Origin of the sequence: Rohdeia mirabilis (assembly GCA_007750655.1) — a bacterium.
In the GTDB taxonomy this organism is placed as follows: Bacteria; Planctomycetota; UBA1135; order UBA1135.
This window is the reverse complement of sequence record CP036290.1, coordinates 1,620,872-1,636,287: the sequence shown is the minus strand read 5'-3', so window position 1 is coordinate 1,636,287 and position 15,416 is coordinate 1,620,872. Positions and strand designations below refer to the sequence as shown.

The 15,416-nt window shown below is 71.6% G+C and carries 13 protein-coding genes and 1 tRNA gene; 9 read left to right on the top strand and 5 right to left on the bottom strand.

The genetic code is table 11. The features are described 5' to 3' along the window. Positions 1-3: 3 nt before the first annotated feature. On the bottom strand, positions 4-1,419 hold the full coding sequence (locus Pla163_RS06095) for a phospholipase D-like domain-containing protein (RefSeq protein ID WP_145185127.1): 1,416 nt from the start codon (positions 1,417-1,419) through the stop codon (positions 4-6). Positions 1,420-1,537: 118 nt separating this feature from the next. Between Pla163_RS06095 and Pla163_RS06090 the strand changes: the two genes are divergently transcribed. The 3 genes from Pla163_RS06090 (at position 1,538) to Pla163_RS06080 (ending at position 3,440) form a co-directional block, all read left to right on the top strand. After that, on the top strand, positions 1,538-2,311 hold the full coding sequence (locus Pla163_RS06090) for an endonuclease/exonuclease/phosphatase family protein (RefSeq protein WP_145185124.1): 774 nt from the start codon (positions 1,538-1,540) through the stop codon (positions 2,309-2,311). A gap of 67 nt (positions 2,312-2,378) precedes the next feature. Then, the gene (locus Pla163_RS06085) at positions 2,379-2,810 is read left to right on the top strand and encodes a PGPGW domain-containing protein (RefSeq protein WP_419186371.1); all 432 of its coding nucleotides are present in this window, start codon (positions 2,379-2,381) and stop codon (positions 2,808-2,810) included. Between the two features lie 9 nt (positions 2,811-2,819). Next, complete coding sequence (locus Pla163_RS06080) at positions 2,820-3,440, top strand: hypothetical protein (protein WP_145185117.1); 621 nt, start codon at positions 2,820-2,822, stop codon at positions 3,438-3,440. A 25-nt stretch (positions 3,441-3,465) separates the two neighbouring features. Here Pla163_RS06080 and Pla163_RS06075 read toward each other — a convergent pair. Further along, positions 3,466-3,542 (bottom strand) — tRNA-Ile (locus Pla163_RS06075). A gap of 171 nt (positions 3,543-3,713) precedes the next feature. Here Pla163_RS06075 and Pla163_RS06070 point away from each other — a divergent pair. Genes Pla163_RS06070 through Pla163_RS06050 form a run of 5 tightly spaced genes read left to right on the top strand, consistent with a single transcriptional unit; the run spans position 3,714 to position 9,026 of the window. Then, a complete protein-coding gene (locus tag Pla163_RS06070; protein WP_145185114.1) occupies positions 3,714-4,292 on the top strand; it encodes a cysteine dioxygenase family protein in 579 nt (192 codons plus the stop codon). 33 nt (positions 4,293-4,325) lie between these two features. Continuing rightward, positions 4,326-5,054 carry an ABC transporter ATP-binding protein gene (locus Pla163_RS06065; RefSeq protein WP_145185111.1) on the top strand — a complete coding sequence of 243 codons (729 nt, stop codon included), beginning with the start codon at positions 4,326-4,328 and terminating at the stop codon, positions 5,052-5,054. Continuing rightward, positions 5,051-6,460, top strand: coding sequence for a DUF3526 domain-containing protein (locus Pla163_RS06060; protein WP_145185108.1), 1,410 nt, complete (start codon positions 5,051-5,053; stop codon positions 6,458-6,460). The genes Pla163_RS06065 and Pla163_RS06060 overlap by 4 nt, the downstream gene beginning before the upstream one ends. After that, complete coding sequence (locus Pla163_RS06055; RefSeq protein ID WP_145185106.1) at positions 6,457-7,923, top strand: DUF3526 domain-containing protein; 1,467 nt, start codon at positions 6,457-6,459, stop codon at positions 7,921-7,923. The genes Pla163_RS06060 and Pla163_RS06055 overlap by 4 nt, the downstream gene beginning before the upstream one ends. A 59-nt stretch (positions 7,924-7,982) precedes the next feature. Then, a complete protein-coding gene (locus tag Pla163_RS06050; RefSeq protein WP_145185103.1) occupies positions 7,983-9,026 on the top strand; it encodes a small ribosomal subunit Rsm22 family protein in 1,044 nt (347 codons plus the stop codon). A gap of 37 nt (positions 9,027-9,063) precedes the next feature. On the opposite strand, the gene Pla163_RS06045 is transcribed toward Pla163_RS06050, so the two are convergent. From Pla163_RS06045 to Pla163_RS06035, 3 genes are all read right to left on the bottom strand, one after another. Beyond that, on the bottom strand, positions 9,064-10,872 hold the full coding sequence (locus tag Pla163_RS06045; RefSeq protein WP_145185100.1) for a glutamine--tRNA ligase/YqeY domain fusion protein: 1,809 nt from the start codon (positions 10,870-10,872) through the stop codon (positions 9,064-9,066). A gap of 6 nt (positions 10,873-10,878) precedes the next feature. Continuing rightward, a complete protein-coding gene (gene ftcD / locus Pla163_RS06040; RefSeq protein WP_145185097.1) occupies positions 10,879-12,561 on the bottom strand; it encodes a glutamate formimidoyltransferase in 1,683 nt (560 codons plus the stop codon). A gap of 258 nt (positions 12,562-12,819) precedes the next feature. Then, complete coding sequence (locus tag Pla163_RS06035) at positions 12,820-14,703, bottom strand: hypothetical protein (RefSeq protein ID WP_145185094.1); 1,884 nt, start codon at positions 14,701-14,703, stop codon at positions 12,820-12,822. 199 nt (positions 14,704-14,902) lie between these two features. Between Pla163_RS06035 and Pla163_RS06030 the strand changes: the two genes are divergently transcribed. Next, a complete protein-coding gene (locus Pla163_RS06030; protein ID WP_145185091.1) occupies positions 14,903-15,412 on the top strand; it encodes a hypothetical protein in 510 nt (169 codons plus the stop codon). Positions 15,413-15,416 lie beyond the last annotated feature (4 nt).

Below are 15,416 nucleotides of genomic sequence, written 5' to 3'. Positions count from 1 at the left end.
GGTTCACAGGAGCGGTTCGAACAACGCCACGAAATTCTCGGCCACGCGCGTGTGCCAGGGCCGGTTCGCGAACACCTTCGGATCGAGCCGCTCGGCCAGTTCGAGATCGGGCGCGAAGTGCTCCAGCAACGCCTTCGAGAAGCGTTCGTCGGGGATCTCGCAGGTCAGCTCGTAGTTCAGATGGAACGAGCGCTGATCGAAGTTCGCCGAACCGAGGAAGCTGCGCTTGTCGTCGACGATGATCGCTTTCGCGTGGATGAACGGCAGCGGCCGACGGTAGATCTCGACCCCCGCCTCGAGCAACGACCCGAAGAAGCGCCGCGCGCCGATGTCCGGCCAGCGCTCGGGGCTGCGGCGCGGAACCAGCAGGCGCACGCGGATCCCCATCAACGCCGCCATCTCGAGTTCGTGCGTCATGCTGATGCCGGGCACGAAGTACGGCGTGACGATCAGGATCTCCGACTCGGCCTCGCGCAGCGCCGCGCTGAGCAGCGGCAGGAACGCGTCGCGATCCTCGTCGGTCCCGTGCGGGATGACGCGCACCACGGTGTCCCCCACCGCCGCGGGCGCGCCCAGGTCGACGGGCTCCTCGTCGAGCGACTCGGTGGCGACGATCCAGTCCTCGAGGAACAGGTTCCGCAGCGCCTCGACCGCCGGTCCAGCGATCGTCACGGTCAGGTCGCGGATGCTGTCGTCGCCGGTCTCGTAGTAGTCGAGCACGCAGTTGCGACCGCCGACGATCGCGCGCTTGCCGTCCACCGCGAGGATCTTGCGGTGGTTGCGGAAGTTGATCTGGAAGCGCCCCTTCAAGGGATTGGGCTCGAGGAAGCGCTCGAACGGAATCTTGGCGCGAATCAGTCCCCGCAGGTTGCGGTCGAAGAGGCGCCGCGCGCCGATGGCGTCGATCAGGACGCGCACGTCGACGCCGGCCGCGAGCTTCTCCGCCAGAACCGCGACGACCTCGCGCGTGAAGGCGTCGTCCTCCCAGCTGAACGTCTCGAGCAGGATCTCCACCTCGGCCGAGCGCAGCAGCTCGAGGTACGCCGCGCGCGCCGCCGGACCGTCCGCGTGCAGGTCGATGGCGTTCCCCGCGATCGGCGGGAGCGCGCCCACCCGTTCCGCCACCGGCGCGAGACGGTCCTCGTACTCGGACTCGTCGGAACCCTCGGTCTCGCCTCGGACCACGCGTTCGCGCTCGCGCAGGCGCCGCGAGAGACGGCGGCGGCGCCGGACCCGCCGCGGCCCCTCGTAGACCGAGAACATCAGATACAGAGCCACGCCGAAGAGAGGCAGGAACCAGAGCGCGAACAGCCAACTGACGGCCGACGCGGGGCGGCGGTAGTGCAGGAGCAGGTGCACGGTTCCGCCGATCGACCCGACGAGCGAGAGCAGGCTGAGCGAGGACCACAGGAATTCCACGGACAGACCCTACCAGCGGGATCGCCCACCCGAGTCGGGATCCGATTCCCGGGGCGCGCGGTACCGTCTCGACCCGGAACTCGCGCGTGGTGCAGGCCGCCGCGAGCCGTCTGGACCGATGCGCGTTCGAATCCTCACCTACAACATCCACAAGTGCGTCGGCGGTGTGGACCGGCGCCACGACCCGGCGAGGATCGCCGAGGTGATCGCGCACTACGCCCCGGACGTGGTCTGCCTCCAGGAGGTGGCACAGGGATCGCCGCGCTTCGGAGTGCGGCCCCAGCTGGAGCAGTTGGCCGAAGCCCTCGCCGAGTCCGACCTCCCCCACAACGCGTATTTCGTCGTCCACAGGAAGCGCGGCCAGGGCGGCGAGTACGGCAACGCGATCCTGTCGCGCTTCCCCCTCGAGGACGTGGAGAACGTCGACCTGCGCATCCGGCCGAAGAAGGCGCGCTGCGTGCTCCACGCCCGAGCGCGCATCCCGCTCGAGGACGGTCACACGCGCAGTCTGCACCTGTTCTGCATGCACCTCGGTCTGTCGGGGATCGAGCGGCGCCTGCAGATCAAGCGCTTCCTCGCGTGCGATCCGTACACGCGCGTCCGCGGCAGAACGCCGGTCGTGCTCGCGGGCGACCTGAACGACGTGTGGGGCGAGATCGCGCGCCAGGTCGCACCGGCCGGTTTCGACGGCCCACAGCGTCCGATCTCGACCTATCCGGCGATCGCACCGGTGCGCGCGCTGGATGCGGTCTACGTGCGAGGCGAGGTCGAACTCACCAGTCTCTTCCGCAGCCGCCTCGACCTCGCGCGCCGCGCCTCCGACCACCTGCCCCTGATCGCCGACGTCCGACTGGGGTCGCTCGAGTCGAGGCGCGACGCGCCGCCGCGATGAAGCGTCGCGACGAGCGGGCGCCGTGCGCGGCGCAACCGAGCGCGCGAACGTCGGAAGGAGAGCCCCTGTGAACGCCCTCCTCGACTTCGTCCGCGACCACCCCACCCTCACGAGCTGGGCCGTCGGCGCCTCGATCGCCACGTTCGTCCTGAGCGCGCTCCTGCTGCCGATCGCCGTGGGCGCCCTGCCGGCCGAGTACTTCGTCGGCGACCACCCGCCGCGCCCGGCCTGGACCCAGCGCTACCTCCGCACCTGGCGCCTGGTGCAGGTCCTGAAGAACGTCGCGGGCGCCGTCCTCCTGTTGATCGGCCTCGCGATGCTGGTGCTGCCCGGCCAAGGGATCCTGACGCTGCTCGCCGCTCTGGTCCTGCTCGACCTGCCCAAGAAGCGCGCCCTCGAGCAGAAGATCGTGCGGCGACCGACGATCCACCGCGCCCTGAACTGGATCCGCGCCCGCCGCGGCCGTGAACCCTTCGTCCTGCCCCCGGACGGCGAGTAGTCTTGTCCCGTGAACGCTGAATACACCCCCTCCCTCGATCACGTGCGCTTCCAGGACGCGCAGGCCACCCTCTTCGGCGACCAGGACGGCGTGCGCGTCTGGCGCACCCCGGACGGCGACGGGATCGGTCTGTTGATCGTGCGGACCGCGCCCGACCTGCCGCACGAAGCCGCGACGGACGAGGCGTTCGTCGCCGCCTACCGCGCGCTCTTCGTGAATCCGAGAGCACCGTTGATCGAGGTCGGTCTCGATCGCATCGGCACGCAGCGCGTCGTGCGTTCGATCGTCGCGGTCCCCCAGCCGTCGGGCGGCGCGATGTTCATCGGCTCGCTCACGATCCCGTTCGCGGACTTCGGCTACGTGCTGAAGGTCCAGTGCGAGGAACACGGACTGAAGGGCGTCCGCGAGAAGGCGATCCTCGACCGGCAGATCGCCGCTGGACTCGCGCAGCAGGACGAGAACGGCATCACCGGCGAGTTCGAGCCCTACCTCGCGCGCTACGACGCCGAGTTCCCGATCCACCCGCTGACCCGCGCGCGCCACTGGCTGCAGCGGCTCACGAAGCACACGCTGCTCGACAAGTCGCTCAAGCGCGTCGAGCCCTTCGGTCTGCCCGCCGGACCCGGTTGAGGCGAGGGCCCGTCGGTGGCGGCGGTGGTGGGCCCTGTAGGACTCGAACCTACGACCAAGCGATTATGAGTCGCGTGCTCTAACCGACTGAGCTAAGGGCCCGCGAGCGCGGAGCTCTCGGCTCCGGGCGCTCGGCGCGCAGGGTACCAGCCCGCTCGCCGGGGCCCGTCCGGGCTCGGGAGCGGAACCTGTCCGTGGTACCCTCGGCAGCGTCCGCCGGGCGGCCATCCGGAGCCCACCGCACCCCACCCGGCCCCTCCCTCTCCCTACGCGATGAACACCCCCACCACCGACGCGGCCGCCGATCTCGTACGCCGACTGGACGCGGCCGTCGACGCCCCGAACGACGGGGCCCGCTGTCAACAGATCCGCGACGCCCTCGAGTGGGGCGCCGCCCGCGCCGACGAACTGCTGACGCCCGAACTGGCGCGCCCCGACGCAGAGCACTACGCGCGCCGCCTGCTGCACAACGATCCGGCCGGCCGCTACAGCGCCGTGCTGATGATCTGGAACCCGCAGCAGCACACGCCGCTGCACGACCACTCCGGCAGCTGGTGCGTCGAGTGCGTCTACCGCGGACGGATCCGCGTCGACAGCTACGAGCGCACGGCGAACCTCTGCTCGACGACGGGCGTGTGGGACTTCGAGAAGCGCGAGACGATCCACGCCGGCGTCGGCGAGTCGGGCGCGCTGATCCCGCCCTTCGAGTACCACGTGATCGCCAACGACGAGGACGAGGTGGCGGTCACGCTGCACGTCTACGGCGGCGAGATGGTGCAGTGCACCAAGTTCGAACCGGCGGCGACGGGCGGCTTCAAGGCCGAGGTCTGCTCCCTCAGCTACACCGACTGACCGATTCGGGCCGCAGGCCTTCGTCCCGATCCCATGTTGGAAGCTCGCGGGCTGCGCAGGACCTACGGCGAAGTCGTCGCTCTGGCCGGACTCGACCTGCGCGTCGAACCGGGCGAGGTCTACGCGCTGCTGGGGCCGAACGGAGCCGGCAAGACCACGACGGTCCAGTTGTTCCTCGGGTTCGAGCGTCCGAGCGCGGGAACGGCGACGATCGACGGCATCGACACCGCCGCCGAGCCGCTGCGCGCCCGCCAGCGCGTGGCCTACGTGCCCGACCAGGTGCGCCTCTACCCGCGCTTCACGGCGATCGAGAACCTCGCGTACCTGGCGCGACTCGCCACCGGCCAGCGACTCGAACGCGGCGCGGCCGACGCGCTGTACGACCGCGTCGGACTCGCGCGCGAGGCTCGCGACCGGCGGGTCGGCACGTTCAGCAAGGGCATGCGCCAGCGGGTCGGCATCGCCGCGGCGCTCGCGAAGGGCGCCGGCTGCCTGCTGCTCGACGAGCCCACCACCGGACTCGATCCGCGCGCCTCGAACGAGTTCGCCACGCTGCTGCGCGAACTGGCCGACGGTCAGGGTCTCGCGATCCTGATGGCCACGCACGACGTGTTCCGCTCCGCCACGAGCGGCGATCGCATCGGCGTGCTGGTCGCGGGTGAACTGGCGCTCGAGGTGAACGGCGCCGACGTCGAACCGAGCGAACTCGAGCGCCTCTACCTCGAGACCGTCTACGCCCCGCCCGGGACCGCACGTCCGTGATCGGAGCGATCGCACGCCACGAACTGGTCCGGCTGGCTCGCGACCGCCGCTTCCGCACGCTGGCGGGACTGCTGCTCGTGCTGTTGCTCGCGGCCATGTCGTCGGCCTGGCTCGACGCGACCGAACGCGCCGACCAGCGCGAGGCAGCCAGCCACGCCGTGCACGACACCTGGCTCGACCAGGGCGAGAAGAACCCCCACTCGGCCACGCACTTCGGCACGTGGACGTTCCTGCCCCTGTCGCAGCTGTCGTTCCTCGATCCCGGCGCGACGGCGTACAGCGGCGTGGCCACGTTCGTCGAGTCGCACACGCGCGGCGCGCGCAGTCGCGGTGAGACCGTCCCCGCTCCCTTGCGCAGTCCGAGCGGGATGGCGCAGGTGCTGCTGCCCCTGTTGATCGTGTTGGTGGGTTTCGACGTGCTGGCGGGCGAACGCGACCGCGGGACCCTGGCGCACCTCGTCGGTCTGGGCGCGAACCCGCGAGCTCTGGTCGTGGGCAAGGCGTTGGGCCTCGTCGCCGCCGTGCTGCTCGCGCTGGTCCCCGCCGCGATCGCCGCCGCGGTGCTGCTGCTCCTCCCCCCGGGCGCCGACACCCTGCGCAGCCTCGGTTTCGGCGCCGCCCAACTCGCCCACGCGGTGCTGTGGTGCCTCGTCGTCGTCGGCCTGTCGGGGCTGATGCCGACCGCGCGCGCGAGCCTCGTCGCGGGACTCGCGCTGTGGGGCGTCACGGCGCTGCTCGTTCCGCGGTTGGCCGCCGACGCCGCGAGCCGTGCCGTGCCGTTGCCGAGTCCGCGCGCGCTGGCCGCGAGCGTCGCCGCCGAACTGTCCGAGATCGGTTCGGCGCACGACCCCACGAGTCCGGCCTACGCCGAGCTGAAGGCCCAGGTCCTCGCCGAGCACGCCGTCGACGACGTGGCGGACCTGCCGTTCAACTTCGCCGGTTGGGTGCTGCAACGCGGCGAGGAACTCGAGAGCGCGGTGTACGCGAAGAGCTACGGCGACCTGGACGAACGCCACGCGACGCAGGAGGACGTGCTCGACGGATTCGCGTGGATCAGTCCGCGCATCGCCCTGGGTCGGACCTCGGCGTCGATGGCCGGAACGGACCGCCGGCACCTCGCCGACTGGGACGCGAGCGTCGAGACGTTCCGCGCCCACATGGTGCGCACGCTCAACGACGTGTTGACCTACGACGAACGCGCGTCCGAACCCGGGTTCGCGGTCGGCCGCGAGACCTGGGAACAGGTCGGAACTCACCGTTACGTCCCGCGTTCGGCTGGTTGGGCGCTCGCCGGCGTGCGGACGAGCGCGCTCCAGATCGCGGTCCAATTGCTCCTCGCCCTGGCCCTGGTCGGACTCGCCGCCGACCGCATCGCGCGCCGCCCGGGTTCGCGCTCGGACCGATGACGGCTCCGCGCACGATCGGCCAGTTCACGACCGTGGCCCAGCACGAGGTGCGCGAGCTCCTGCGCAGCCCCGCCCACGTGCTCCTGTGGATCGCGTTCACGGCGCTGCTCGTGTTCAGCGCGTACGCCGGGCGCGAACGGGTCGCGGCCGCGCGCGCCGACCTCGCGCTGATCGAGGAGCTCGACCAGCGTACGCTCGACGAGAACCGCGAGCGTCTGGTCACGGGACTCGCGGAGGGCGCGACGTTCGCCGAACGGCTGTACGCGGATCCGCACTGGATCGGGCTGCGCCACGGTGCGCGCCATGCGCTGTTGCCCGAGCTCGGTTCAGGGGCGCTCGCCGCCGAGGACGACGTGCTGGCCGCCGACGCGGTGCTGGTGACGAGCGCGGCGCTGGAGCTGGCGCGCGGCGAGACCACCACCACCAATCCGACGCTGGTCGGTGCGGGCGCGCTCGATCCGGCCTTCGTGCTGGCGTGGCTGCTGCCGCTCGTGGTCCTGGCGTTCTGCTACGGCGCGTTGACCGAGGAACGCGAACGCGGCACGGCCGTGCTGCTCTTCGCCACGCCGGTCCCGGTCGGAACGCTGCTGCTCGGCAAACTCCTGCCGCGCCTCGTCCTGTTGGGCACGCCGGCGGCCGTCGTCGCCGGAGCGGTCGCCGCCACGTCGCAGGACCCGGACGCACTGCTGCGAGCGGCGTCGACGGCCGGCGCGGTGCTCGTCTTCACCGGTGTCTGGGTCGCAGCCGCCGCACTGGTCAACGTCGGACGCGCGGGGTCCGCGTCGGCGGCGCTGCTGCTCGCGGGCGGGTGGCTGGTGGCGACGATCGGCGTGCCGGCCGCCGCGGACGCCGCCTGGGCCGCCGTGGACGACGGTCCGTCCGCCGCCCTCGAGGTCTCGGTCGAACGGGAGGCGAAGCACGTGGCCCAGTCCGAGCGCGCCGCCGTGCTCGACGACTTCATGGCCGACCACCCCGAACTCAGCACGCGCGCGGACGCCGCCGGAGTCGCGAGCTACAAGCGCGCCGTCTGGGCCACCCAGGACCGCGTCGAAGAACTCGTGGCGCCGATCGCGGAACGACGGGACCGGGCGCGAGCCGAACGCGCGCGCTTCATGGCCATGGCCGCGCTGCTGTCGCCGGTGACCGCGCTCGAGCGCGTCCTCGACGAGGTCGCGGGGCGCGGCGCGGCGCGGCGGGCGCGGTTCGAGGACGCCGTTCGCAGCCACCACGAACGCTGGCGGACGTGGTTCGTCGAGCGCACACTCGCCGGCGACCGGATGGAACCGGGCGAACTCGACGGCGTGCCGCGCTTTCGCTGGGAGGATGAACCCTCCGCAGCGGTCGCCCGCCACGTGGCCGCTCCGCTCGCCGCTCTCGTCGTCCACGCCCTTCTACTGGCCCTGTTGGCCGCCGCACGACGCTCGCGCTTCCGTCCGCTCGAACGCGCCGCGGACGCGGACTGAGCCACGCCGACCGAACTCGGCGGCCATGCACTTCGCGGCCCACGCGCCGCCCTTCGACCATGACCGAAACGATCTCTTTCTCCGAGCGCGACTGGCGCCAACTCGAGACGCTGCGCGCCGAGTACCTCACGGGTGCGGTGTCCGACTGGTCCGATGCGTCGACGCTCGACCTCTACCACCAGTCGTTCGGACAGCGCATCGCGTGGAAGTGGCGCGCGGTCCTGGCCGAGCCCGCGGTGGCGCGCCTCGCTCCGGCCGCGGGCCCGGTCGTCGACCTGGGCTGCGGCAGTGGCGTCGCGTCGCTCGAGTGCCACGCCGCCGGTGCGGTGCCCGCGGACGCCGACTGGCACCTGCTCGACCGTTCGGCCGTCGCGCGGGCCTACGCCACAGACCGTCTGGCCGAGATCGGCGTGCGCGCCCACTCGGACGGACGTGCACCGCAGGGCGAGATCGGCACGCTGATCGTCAGCCACGTGCTGAGCGAGCTGGACGAGAAAGGGCTCGACGAGCTGGTCGCGCTGGCGTCGCGCGCGAGTCGGGTCCTGGTCGTCGAACCCGGTTCGAGGCCTGCTGCCAGTGAACTCGTCGCGCTGCGCGAACGCCTCCGAGCCGAATGCGACGACCTGGTGCCAGTGGCGCCCTGCCCCCACTCGGGCGCCTGTGGCCTGCGCGCGCCGAACGTGGCCGCGAACGAAGGCTGGTGCCACCACTTCGCACCGCCCGCGCCCGAGGCGTTCACGTCGGGCTTCTGGCGGCGGTTCTCGAAACGCCTCGGCATCGACCTGCGGGACCTGCCCATGTCCTTCCTCGTCCTCGCGCGGCCCGACCAGGCGCCCGCGGCTGCGAGCGACGACGGACTGGTGCCCGCGCGCATCCTCGGCCGACCGCGCGTCGAGAAGGGACGCGTGCGCTTCGAGCTGTGCTGGGAGGAAGGCGTCATCGAGGCCGACCTCTTGAAGCGCACCGACCCCGTGCTCTTCCGCGGCCTGCGCGAGCCCGAGGCCGAACCGCGCGCCTACCGCGTCGAGTTGGGCGCGCGCACCGGCGACGCCACGCGCGTGACGCGTATCGAGCCGGCGACCGGGTCCGACACGCCGCAGTAGCGCGCGGACCCGGGCACGTCGGCTCGGTCCCTTGTCGTCAGCGGGCCTGGCTCTGGCCCTTGCCCTTCTGGCCCTTCTGGCCTTTGCCCTGGCCCTGGCCCTTCTGGCCCTGGGCCTCGGCCTGCTTGGCCCAGGTGTCGCGCAGGGCGACGCTGCGGTGGAAGACCGGCGCGCCGGGTCTCGAATCGACCGCGTCGGCCGTGAAGTAGCCGATCCGCTCGAACTGGAACGTGGTCCCCGGCGCCGCCTCCGCCAGGCTCGGTTCGAGAGCCGCGCCGCGCGCGGTCACGAGCGAGTCGGGGTTGAGCGCGGCCTTCCAGTCCCCACCGTCGTCCGCGGACTCGGTCTCGCTCGCCTCGTGCTCCGCGAGCAGGTGGTCGTAGAGCCGCACGTCCGCGCGCAGCGCCTGATCGGCCGGCACCCAGTGGATGACGCCCTTGACCTTGCGCCCGTCGGAGGTCTTGCCCCCACCCGACTCGGGGTCGTACGTGCACAGCAGGCGCACGACGTGCCCCGCGTCGTCCTTCACGACCTCGGTGCAGGTGATGCAGTAGGCGTAGCGCAGGCGCACTTCGCGTCCCGGGCCGAGGCGGAAGAACTTGGCCGGCGGGTCCTCCATGAAGTCGTCGCGCTCGATGAAGATGCGCCGCGTGAACGGCACCGCGCGCGTGCCCGCCGACTCGTCGCCGGGGTTGTTGACGGCGTCGATCGACTCCGCGTGGTCCTCGGGCAGGTTCTCGATCACGACCTCGAGCGGGTCGAGCACGGCCATGCGGCGCTCGGCCGTGCGGTTCAGCTCCTCGCGCAACGTGTTCTCGAGCACGACCATGTCGATCGTGCTGTTGAAGCGCGCGACGCCGACCTGCTTGCAGAACTCGCGCACGACCGACGGCGTGTAACCGCGCCGCCGCATGCCGCGCAGGGTCGGCATGCGCGGGTCGTCCCACCCGCTGACGTGGCCGCCCTCGACGAGTTCGACGAGCTTGCGCTTGGAGGTGACGGTGTGGGTCAGCTGGAGGCGCGCGAACTCGATCTGCTCGGGCGGTTGCTGGGCGCCGATCCGCTCGAGGTACCACTCGTACAGCGGGCGGTGGTTCTCGAACTCCAGGCTGCACAACGAGTGCGTGATGCCTTCGATCGCGTCCGACTGACCGTGGGCCCAGTCGTAGGTCGGGTAGATCTTCCAGGCGTCACCGGTCTGGTGGTGGTGACGGTGCAGGATGCGGTACATGACCGGGTCGCGCATCTGCAGGTTGGTGTGCGCCATGTCGATCCTGGCGCGCAAGGTCCGTTCACCCTCCGCGAACTCGCCGGCCCGCATGCGTGCGAAGAGGTCGAGGTTCTCGGCCACGCTGCGCTCGCGGTACGGGCTGTTCGTACCGGGACGATTCCCGTAGCCGCGCTGCTCGCGCGCCTCCTCGAGCGACAGGTCGCAGACGTACGCGTCGCCCTGCCGGATCAACTGGCAGGCCCAGTCGTAGAGTTGCTCGAAGTAGCTGCTCGCGAACAGCTCTTCGCCCCACTCGAAGCCGAGCCAGCGGATGTCGTCGCGGATGGCAACGACGTACTCCATCTCCTCCTTGGCGGGGTTGGTGTCGTCGAAGCGCAGGTTGCAGGACGCACCGTCGTACTCGTCGGCCAGACCGAAGTTCAGACAGATCGCCTTGGCGTGTCCGATGTGCGGATAGCCGTTGGGTTCGGGCGGGAAACGGAAGCACAGGGGACGCGCGAAGCGCCCCGCGGCCAGGTCCGCATCGATGCGGGCCTGCACGAAGTTGCGCCGTTCGGATCCGTCGGGGGTCGAGTCGGTCGCCGAGGCGTCGGTGGGAGTGCGTTCGTTCGTCATCGCGTCTCAGGCCAGGTTCGTGTCCACGGCGGCGAGGGCCAGTCGCTCGAGCTCCTCGGCGCGCTGGACGAGCGCGTCCGCCGCGGCGAGGAACTCGGCCCGCTCGCCGGGATCGGCGAGGTCGGGACAGTTGATGCGGACGTTGAGCCCGGCCCCGCGCACCGCGGCGCGCGCGCACAAGGCTCCGACGCCGGCGTCGGACGCCGACGCCGGGAGGCCGGTCTCGGCCATCAGCGCCGCCACCTCGAGCGCCTCCACCGAGACTTCCATCACGCGCAGCGGCACGCGGATCGCACCGCGGATGGCCTCTTGGATGGCCTCGTCGCGAGCGGCGATCTCCTCGGGGGTGGACTTGGGCAGGCGCCGCGCGGCCGTGAAGCCGTTGAACGCGTCGGTGTCGGCGTCCACGAGGCGAAGGAGCTCGTCGAGGCACCCCTTGCCGCGCGCGGCGACGGCGTCGAGCTCTTCGTAGCGCTCCTCCCAGCCCTTCTTCTCGATCGAGAGGTTCGCGACCATCGTGCCCAGGGCGGCGCCGAGCGCCCCGGCCGCGGCGGCGACGGAGCCACCGCCCGGCGCGATCGACTCCGACGCCGTCTCCAGCGCGAACCCTCGCACGCTCAGATCGACGAGGCGCGCGGGGGCACCGGCCTCGAGCACGTACTCGATCACGCGCGTGGCGGGATCGAAGGGTGCGAGGTCGTCGAGCCCCATCGACTTGACGGCGATCTTGATCAGCTCCGCGTCGCTGACTCCGGTGCTGCGACGCTGCTTGGCGAGGTAGTGGCGTCCGGCGTCGAGGAGGCAGGAGAGCGGCACGAGGCCGACGATCTCGGATCCGGTCGCACGCAGCCCGCGCGCGTCCGCCTGGCGCTGGACCTCGTCGAACACCGTGTGGACCGCCGTGATCGAGATGTTCGTCAGGTTCATCGAGAGCTGGGCGATGCCGTACTCCTCGATGAACCAGCCGATGCCCTTGACCTGCTTCAGGGTGCCGGGAACGCGCACCTTCTCGCCCTGGGCGTCGCGCACGACGTTGCCTTCGGCGTCGCGCGCCACGCAGCCCTTCTCGCGCACCGCCATCGCGATCTCGTTGGCGCGCTTCACGCTCGTCGAGTTGAGGTTGACGTTGTAGGCGACCAGGAAGTCGCGCGCGCCGACCGCCGTCGCACCGCGTTGGGCGTCGAACTTCGCGGGGCCGAAGTCGGGCTTCCACTGCTCGGTGCCGATGCGCGCGGGCAGACCTTCGTACTCGCCGGCGCGCACGTCGGCGAGGTTGCGGCGCGCCGGCGTGGTCGCGGCCTCCTCGTAGAGGTAGACGCACAGTCCGAGTTCCTCACCGAGACGGCGGCCGAGTTCGCGCGCGTAGGCCGCGGTCTCCTCCATCGTCACGCCGCTGATGGGCACGAGCGGGCACACGTCCGTGGCGCCGAAACGCGGGTGCGCGCCGGAGTGCTTGCGCATGTCGATCAGTTCGCCGGCGCGCTTCACGAGGAGCACGGCGGCCTCGATCACCGCCTCCGGCTCACCTGCGAACGTGATCACGGTGCGATTCGTGGCCGCACCGGGATCCACGTCGAGGAGTTTGACGCCCTCGACGGTCTCGACGACCTGGGTGACGGCTGCGATGACCTTCGGGTCGCGTCCCTCGGAGATGTTCGGGACGCATTCGATGAGACGGCGGGTGGACATGATCGTGGTTCGGTCGGAGGACTCGGGGCGAGCACTCTACCGAGCCGAGCGAGCGGACTCGCCCACGATCACCACCCTCGATCACCACTCTCGATCACCACTCTCGCTCACGGCCGGCGCACCTCGTCGGACAGGACGCGCCGCGGCTGCGCTCGAGCCGGCGGAACGCCAGCTCCACGGTCAGCACCGGTGCCCGGAGCCCGGTGCCCGGTGCCCGCTGCGGCGGCGCGGACGGCGGGCCCTCGAGGCCCACCGGACTCAGGGTCGCGGACCCAGCTCGGCACTCGTGCGGGTCAGACGGACCTGATCCGGGTCGCGCAGGTCGAGCAGCTCGGGCGCCCGGGGATCGAACAGCACCCGCAGCCCGCTGGGTGCGTCGACGACCAGGTTCTGCGAAGCCAGGCTCCCCACCACCGTGATCGCACCGGACTGCCCCACCGCCGCGGGATCGGAACAGCCGACGACGGCCGTCCGCGAGTACAGGGCCGCGTCCACCTCGAGCGGCTTCCACCGTGCGCGCTGGGCCGAGAGACGCTCGCACAGGAGCGCCAGGTCGAGAGCCGTGGTCCAATCGGTCGTGGGAGCGAGCGCGGCACCGGCATCGCCGAGTTGGCCGCGCTCGAACGCCGCGAGCAGTCCGGCTCGCAGCTCGCCGTCGGGCGTCCGCGGAGATCCGAGCACCACCGCGCCCGCGGCGGCGATCGCGAGGGCGTTCTCGACACCGGCGAGACTGCGACCGAGCGTGCGCCCACCGAACAGCGGCTCGTGACCGTCGGAGTAGAGCAGGTCGATCGGGACGTGTACGGCGCCGAGCACGAGCAGACGCCCACGGCCCGCGACGGTGCCACCGATCACGAGGTCGCCGTCGACGACCACGTCCCCCTCGACCCGGATGGGATCGCTCGGCGTTCCGATGGCGACGAGGCTGCCGGCGACGTGGCCGTCGATCACCAGTCGATCGGCTTCGGAGGCACTGACGGGCGCCGAGAGGTCGGGGACGCTCTCGTCGAAGTGGTAGCGGGCCCCGGAGGCGAAGACGCGAGCGCGCACGCGGGCGGCCGTCAGTCGCCCGGACGTGGCCGTTCGCGCGGGTTCGGGTACGGGCGGAAAGGCGGTCGGCCACGCGATCGGCGCGCGCCGCTTCGGATCGGCTTGATCGAGGTAGAGCGACTCGAAGGCGCGGTACTGCTGCGGATCGCAGGGCAACAGGAGGCGCGACCGGGTGGCGAACGAGCCGTCGTCGGAGCGCTCGTCGACGCGCTCGACGATGCGTCCGCGCACGTCGAGTCGAACGGTGTCCAGAGCGAGTCGACTCCAGTCGCGGATCGGTCGACCGTCGGCGTCGAGCCCACCTCCTCCGAGGTACAGACTGCCGGCGACGAGCGCGCGGTCCGGCGCCCGCAGTGCTCCGAGACCGGCGACGCGCACGTGCTGGAACGTCCCAGCCAGCTTCGGGTCGCGGTTGAAGACCCGCGGTGCGCTGTCGACCGCGAGCGAAGCGGCCGTTCGACCCAGGTCCTCGGTCACGACGGCGAACGAGCCGCCCGCCCAGGGACGGCGCTCGAGCTCGAAGATGCGCTCGGCGCGATGCACGAGCGGCTCGGTGTCACCCTCCCGCTCGCCGACGCGCGTCGTCACCTGGATGCGCACGAGCGTGCGAGAGCCTTGGTCCGAGCGTTCGGCGACGAGTCGATCGACGCAGACCTCGCCCATTCGCCACTGGTCGTCGACCCGAGCGAGCCCCGCCGATCCGGTCAGGTCGAGCTCGGCGCCGTCGGGACCCAGTCCGCGCTCGGTGAGGGCGGCGCGTGCGTCCTCGATGGCCAGCGTGCGACCCCGGTGGTCGCGCTCGATCGCCCCCCACAGGCCGGTGACCGCCAGTTGGATCGCGTCGTCGGCCGCCGCGTTCAGCTCGCCGTCGTAGCTGGCGCCGATCGCGACGGTCGTGCGCTGGAGCAGCGTCGTGAGGAACGCGAGCGACAGCCCGGCGACCGCGAATGCCGCGACGACGAGAGCCAGAGCCGCCCGGCCGCGACGCGAGGCGGAGGGACGGACACGATGGAACGAGGTGCGCGGTGCGCTGGTGCGGGTCGAGGTCAGGATCACGGTCGTGGTGGCCGAAGCGGTGGCGTCCGAGGTCATCGGGTGTCGGGGCTCGCGCCGTTGAGGGCCGAGGGGGCGCGCTCCCACTTGCGACCTCGAGCGCGACGGGAACTCGACCCCCCGCCCCCCAGCGGTCGACAAGGACCCGCGCGAGGCACCGCCGCTCCGAGCGGCGTGACCGCCCCCAGCGCCCCGCCCGATCCACCGACCAGCCCGCCGTTCGCGCCCCCGCACCCCAATGGCACTCACCCTGCTCGAAGCCACCGTCGGCGTCTCGATCCTCGCGGTCGGCGTCCTCGCCATCACGTCGACCGCTCTGGCGACCGACCGCATCGAACTGGAGGCCACGGACCACGACCGCGCGCGCGCTGCGGTGACGGCCGTGGCCGAGCGGGTACGCGACACGGCCCGCGAGGTCGGAGTCTGGGCCACGACGACCGAGGGCTCGTGGGCGAGCGAGCTGATCGAACGGTTGGAAGCCACGAGCACCGTTCCGGTCGCCGACCTCGTCCCCTGGCCAGCGGCGAGCGGCGTGGTGACCATCCGGCCGATCACGGACGAGACCGTGACGGACAGCGAGTTGGGCGTGTTCGTCGGCATGCCGCGCGACCTCGACCTCGACGGCGCGATCGACGCGAACGACGTCTCCGCGAGCGCGGTGCTGCTCCCGGTGCTGGTGACCGCGCGCTGGCAGACGGACGGGATCAAGCGCGAGCTGGTACAGCCGGTGCTGGCCGGACGCTACTGAGCAC

Excerpts from the sequence above, each read along its gene's own strand:
- Pla163_RS06035 (WP_145185094.1), bottom strand. The coding sequence starts at position 14,703 with ATGACCTCGGACGCCACCGCTTCGGCCACCACGACCGTGATCCTGACC.
- Pla163_RS06045 (WP_145185100.1), bottom strand. The coding sequence starts at position 10,872 with ATGACGAACGAACGCACTCCCACCGACGCCTCGGCGACCGACTCGACC.
- Pla163_RS06050 (WP_145185103.1), top strand. The coding sequence starts at position 7,983 with ATGACCGAAACGATCTCTTTCTCCGAGCGCGACTGGCGCCAACTCGAG.
- Pla163_RS06065 (WP_145185111.1), top strand. The coding sequence starts at position 4,326 with ATGTTGGAAGCTCGCGGGCTGCGCAGGACCTACGGCGAAGTCGTCGCT.
- ftcD (WP_145185097.1), bottom strand. The coding sequence starts at position 12,561 with ATGTCCACCCGCCGTCTCATCGAATGCGTCCCGAACATCTCCGAGGGA.
- Pla163_RS06030 (WP_145185091.1), top strand. The coding sequence starts at position 14,903 with ATGGCACTCACCCTGCTCGAAGCCACCGTCGGCGTCTCGATCCTCGCG.
- Pla163_RS06090 (WP_145185124.1), top strand. The coding sequence starts at position 1,538 with ATGCGCGTTCGAATCCTCACCTACAACATCCACAAGTGCGTCGGCGGT.
- Pla163_RS06070 (WP_145185114.1), top strand. The coding sequence starts at position 3,714 with ATGAACACCCCCACCACCGACGCGGCCGCCGATCTCGTACGCCGACTG.
- Pla163_RS06055 (WP_145185106.1), top strand. The coding sequence starts at position 6,457 with ATGACGGCTCCGCGCACGATCGGCCAGTTCACGACCGTGGCCCAGCAC.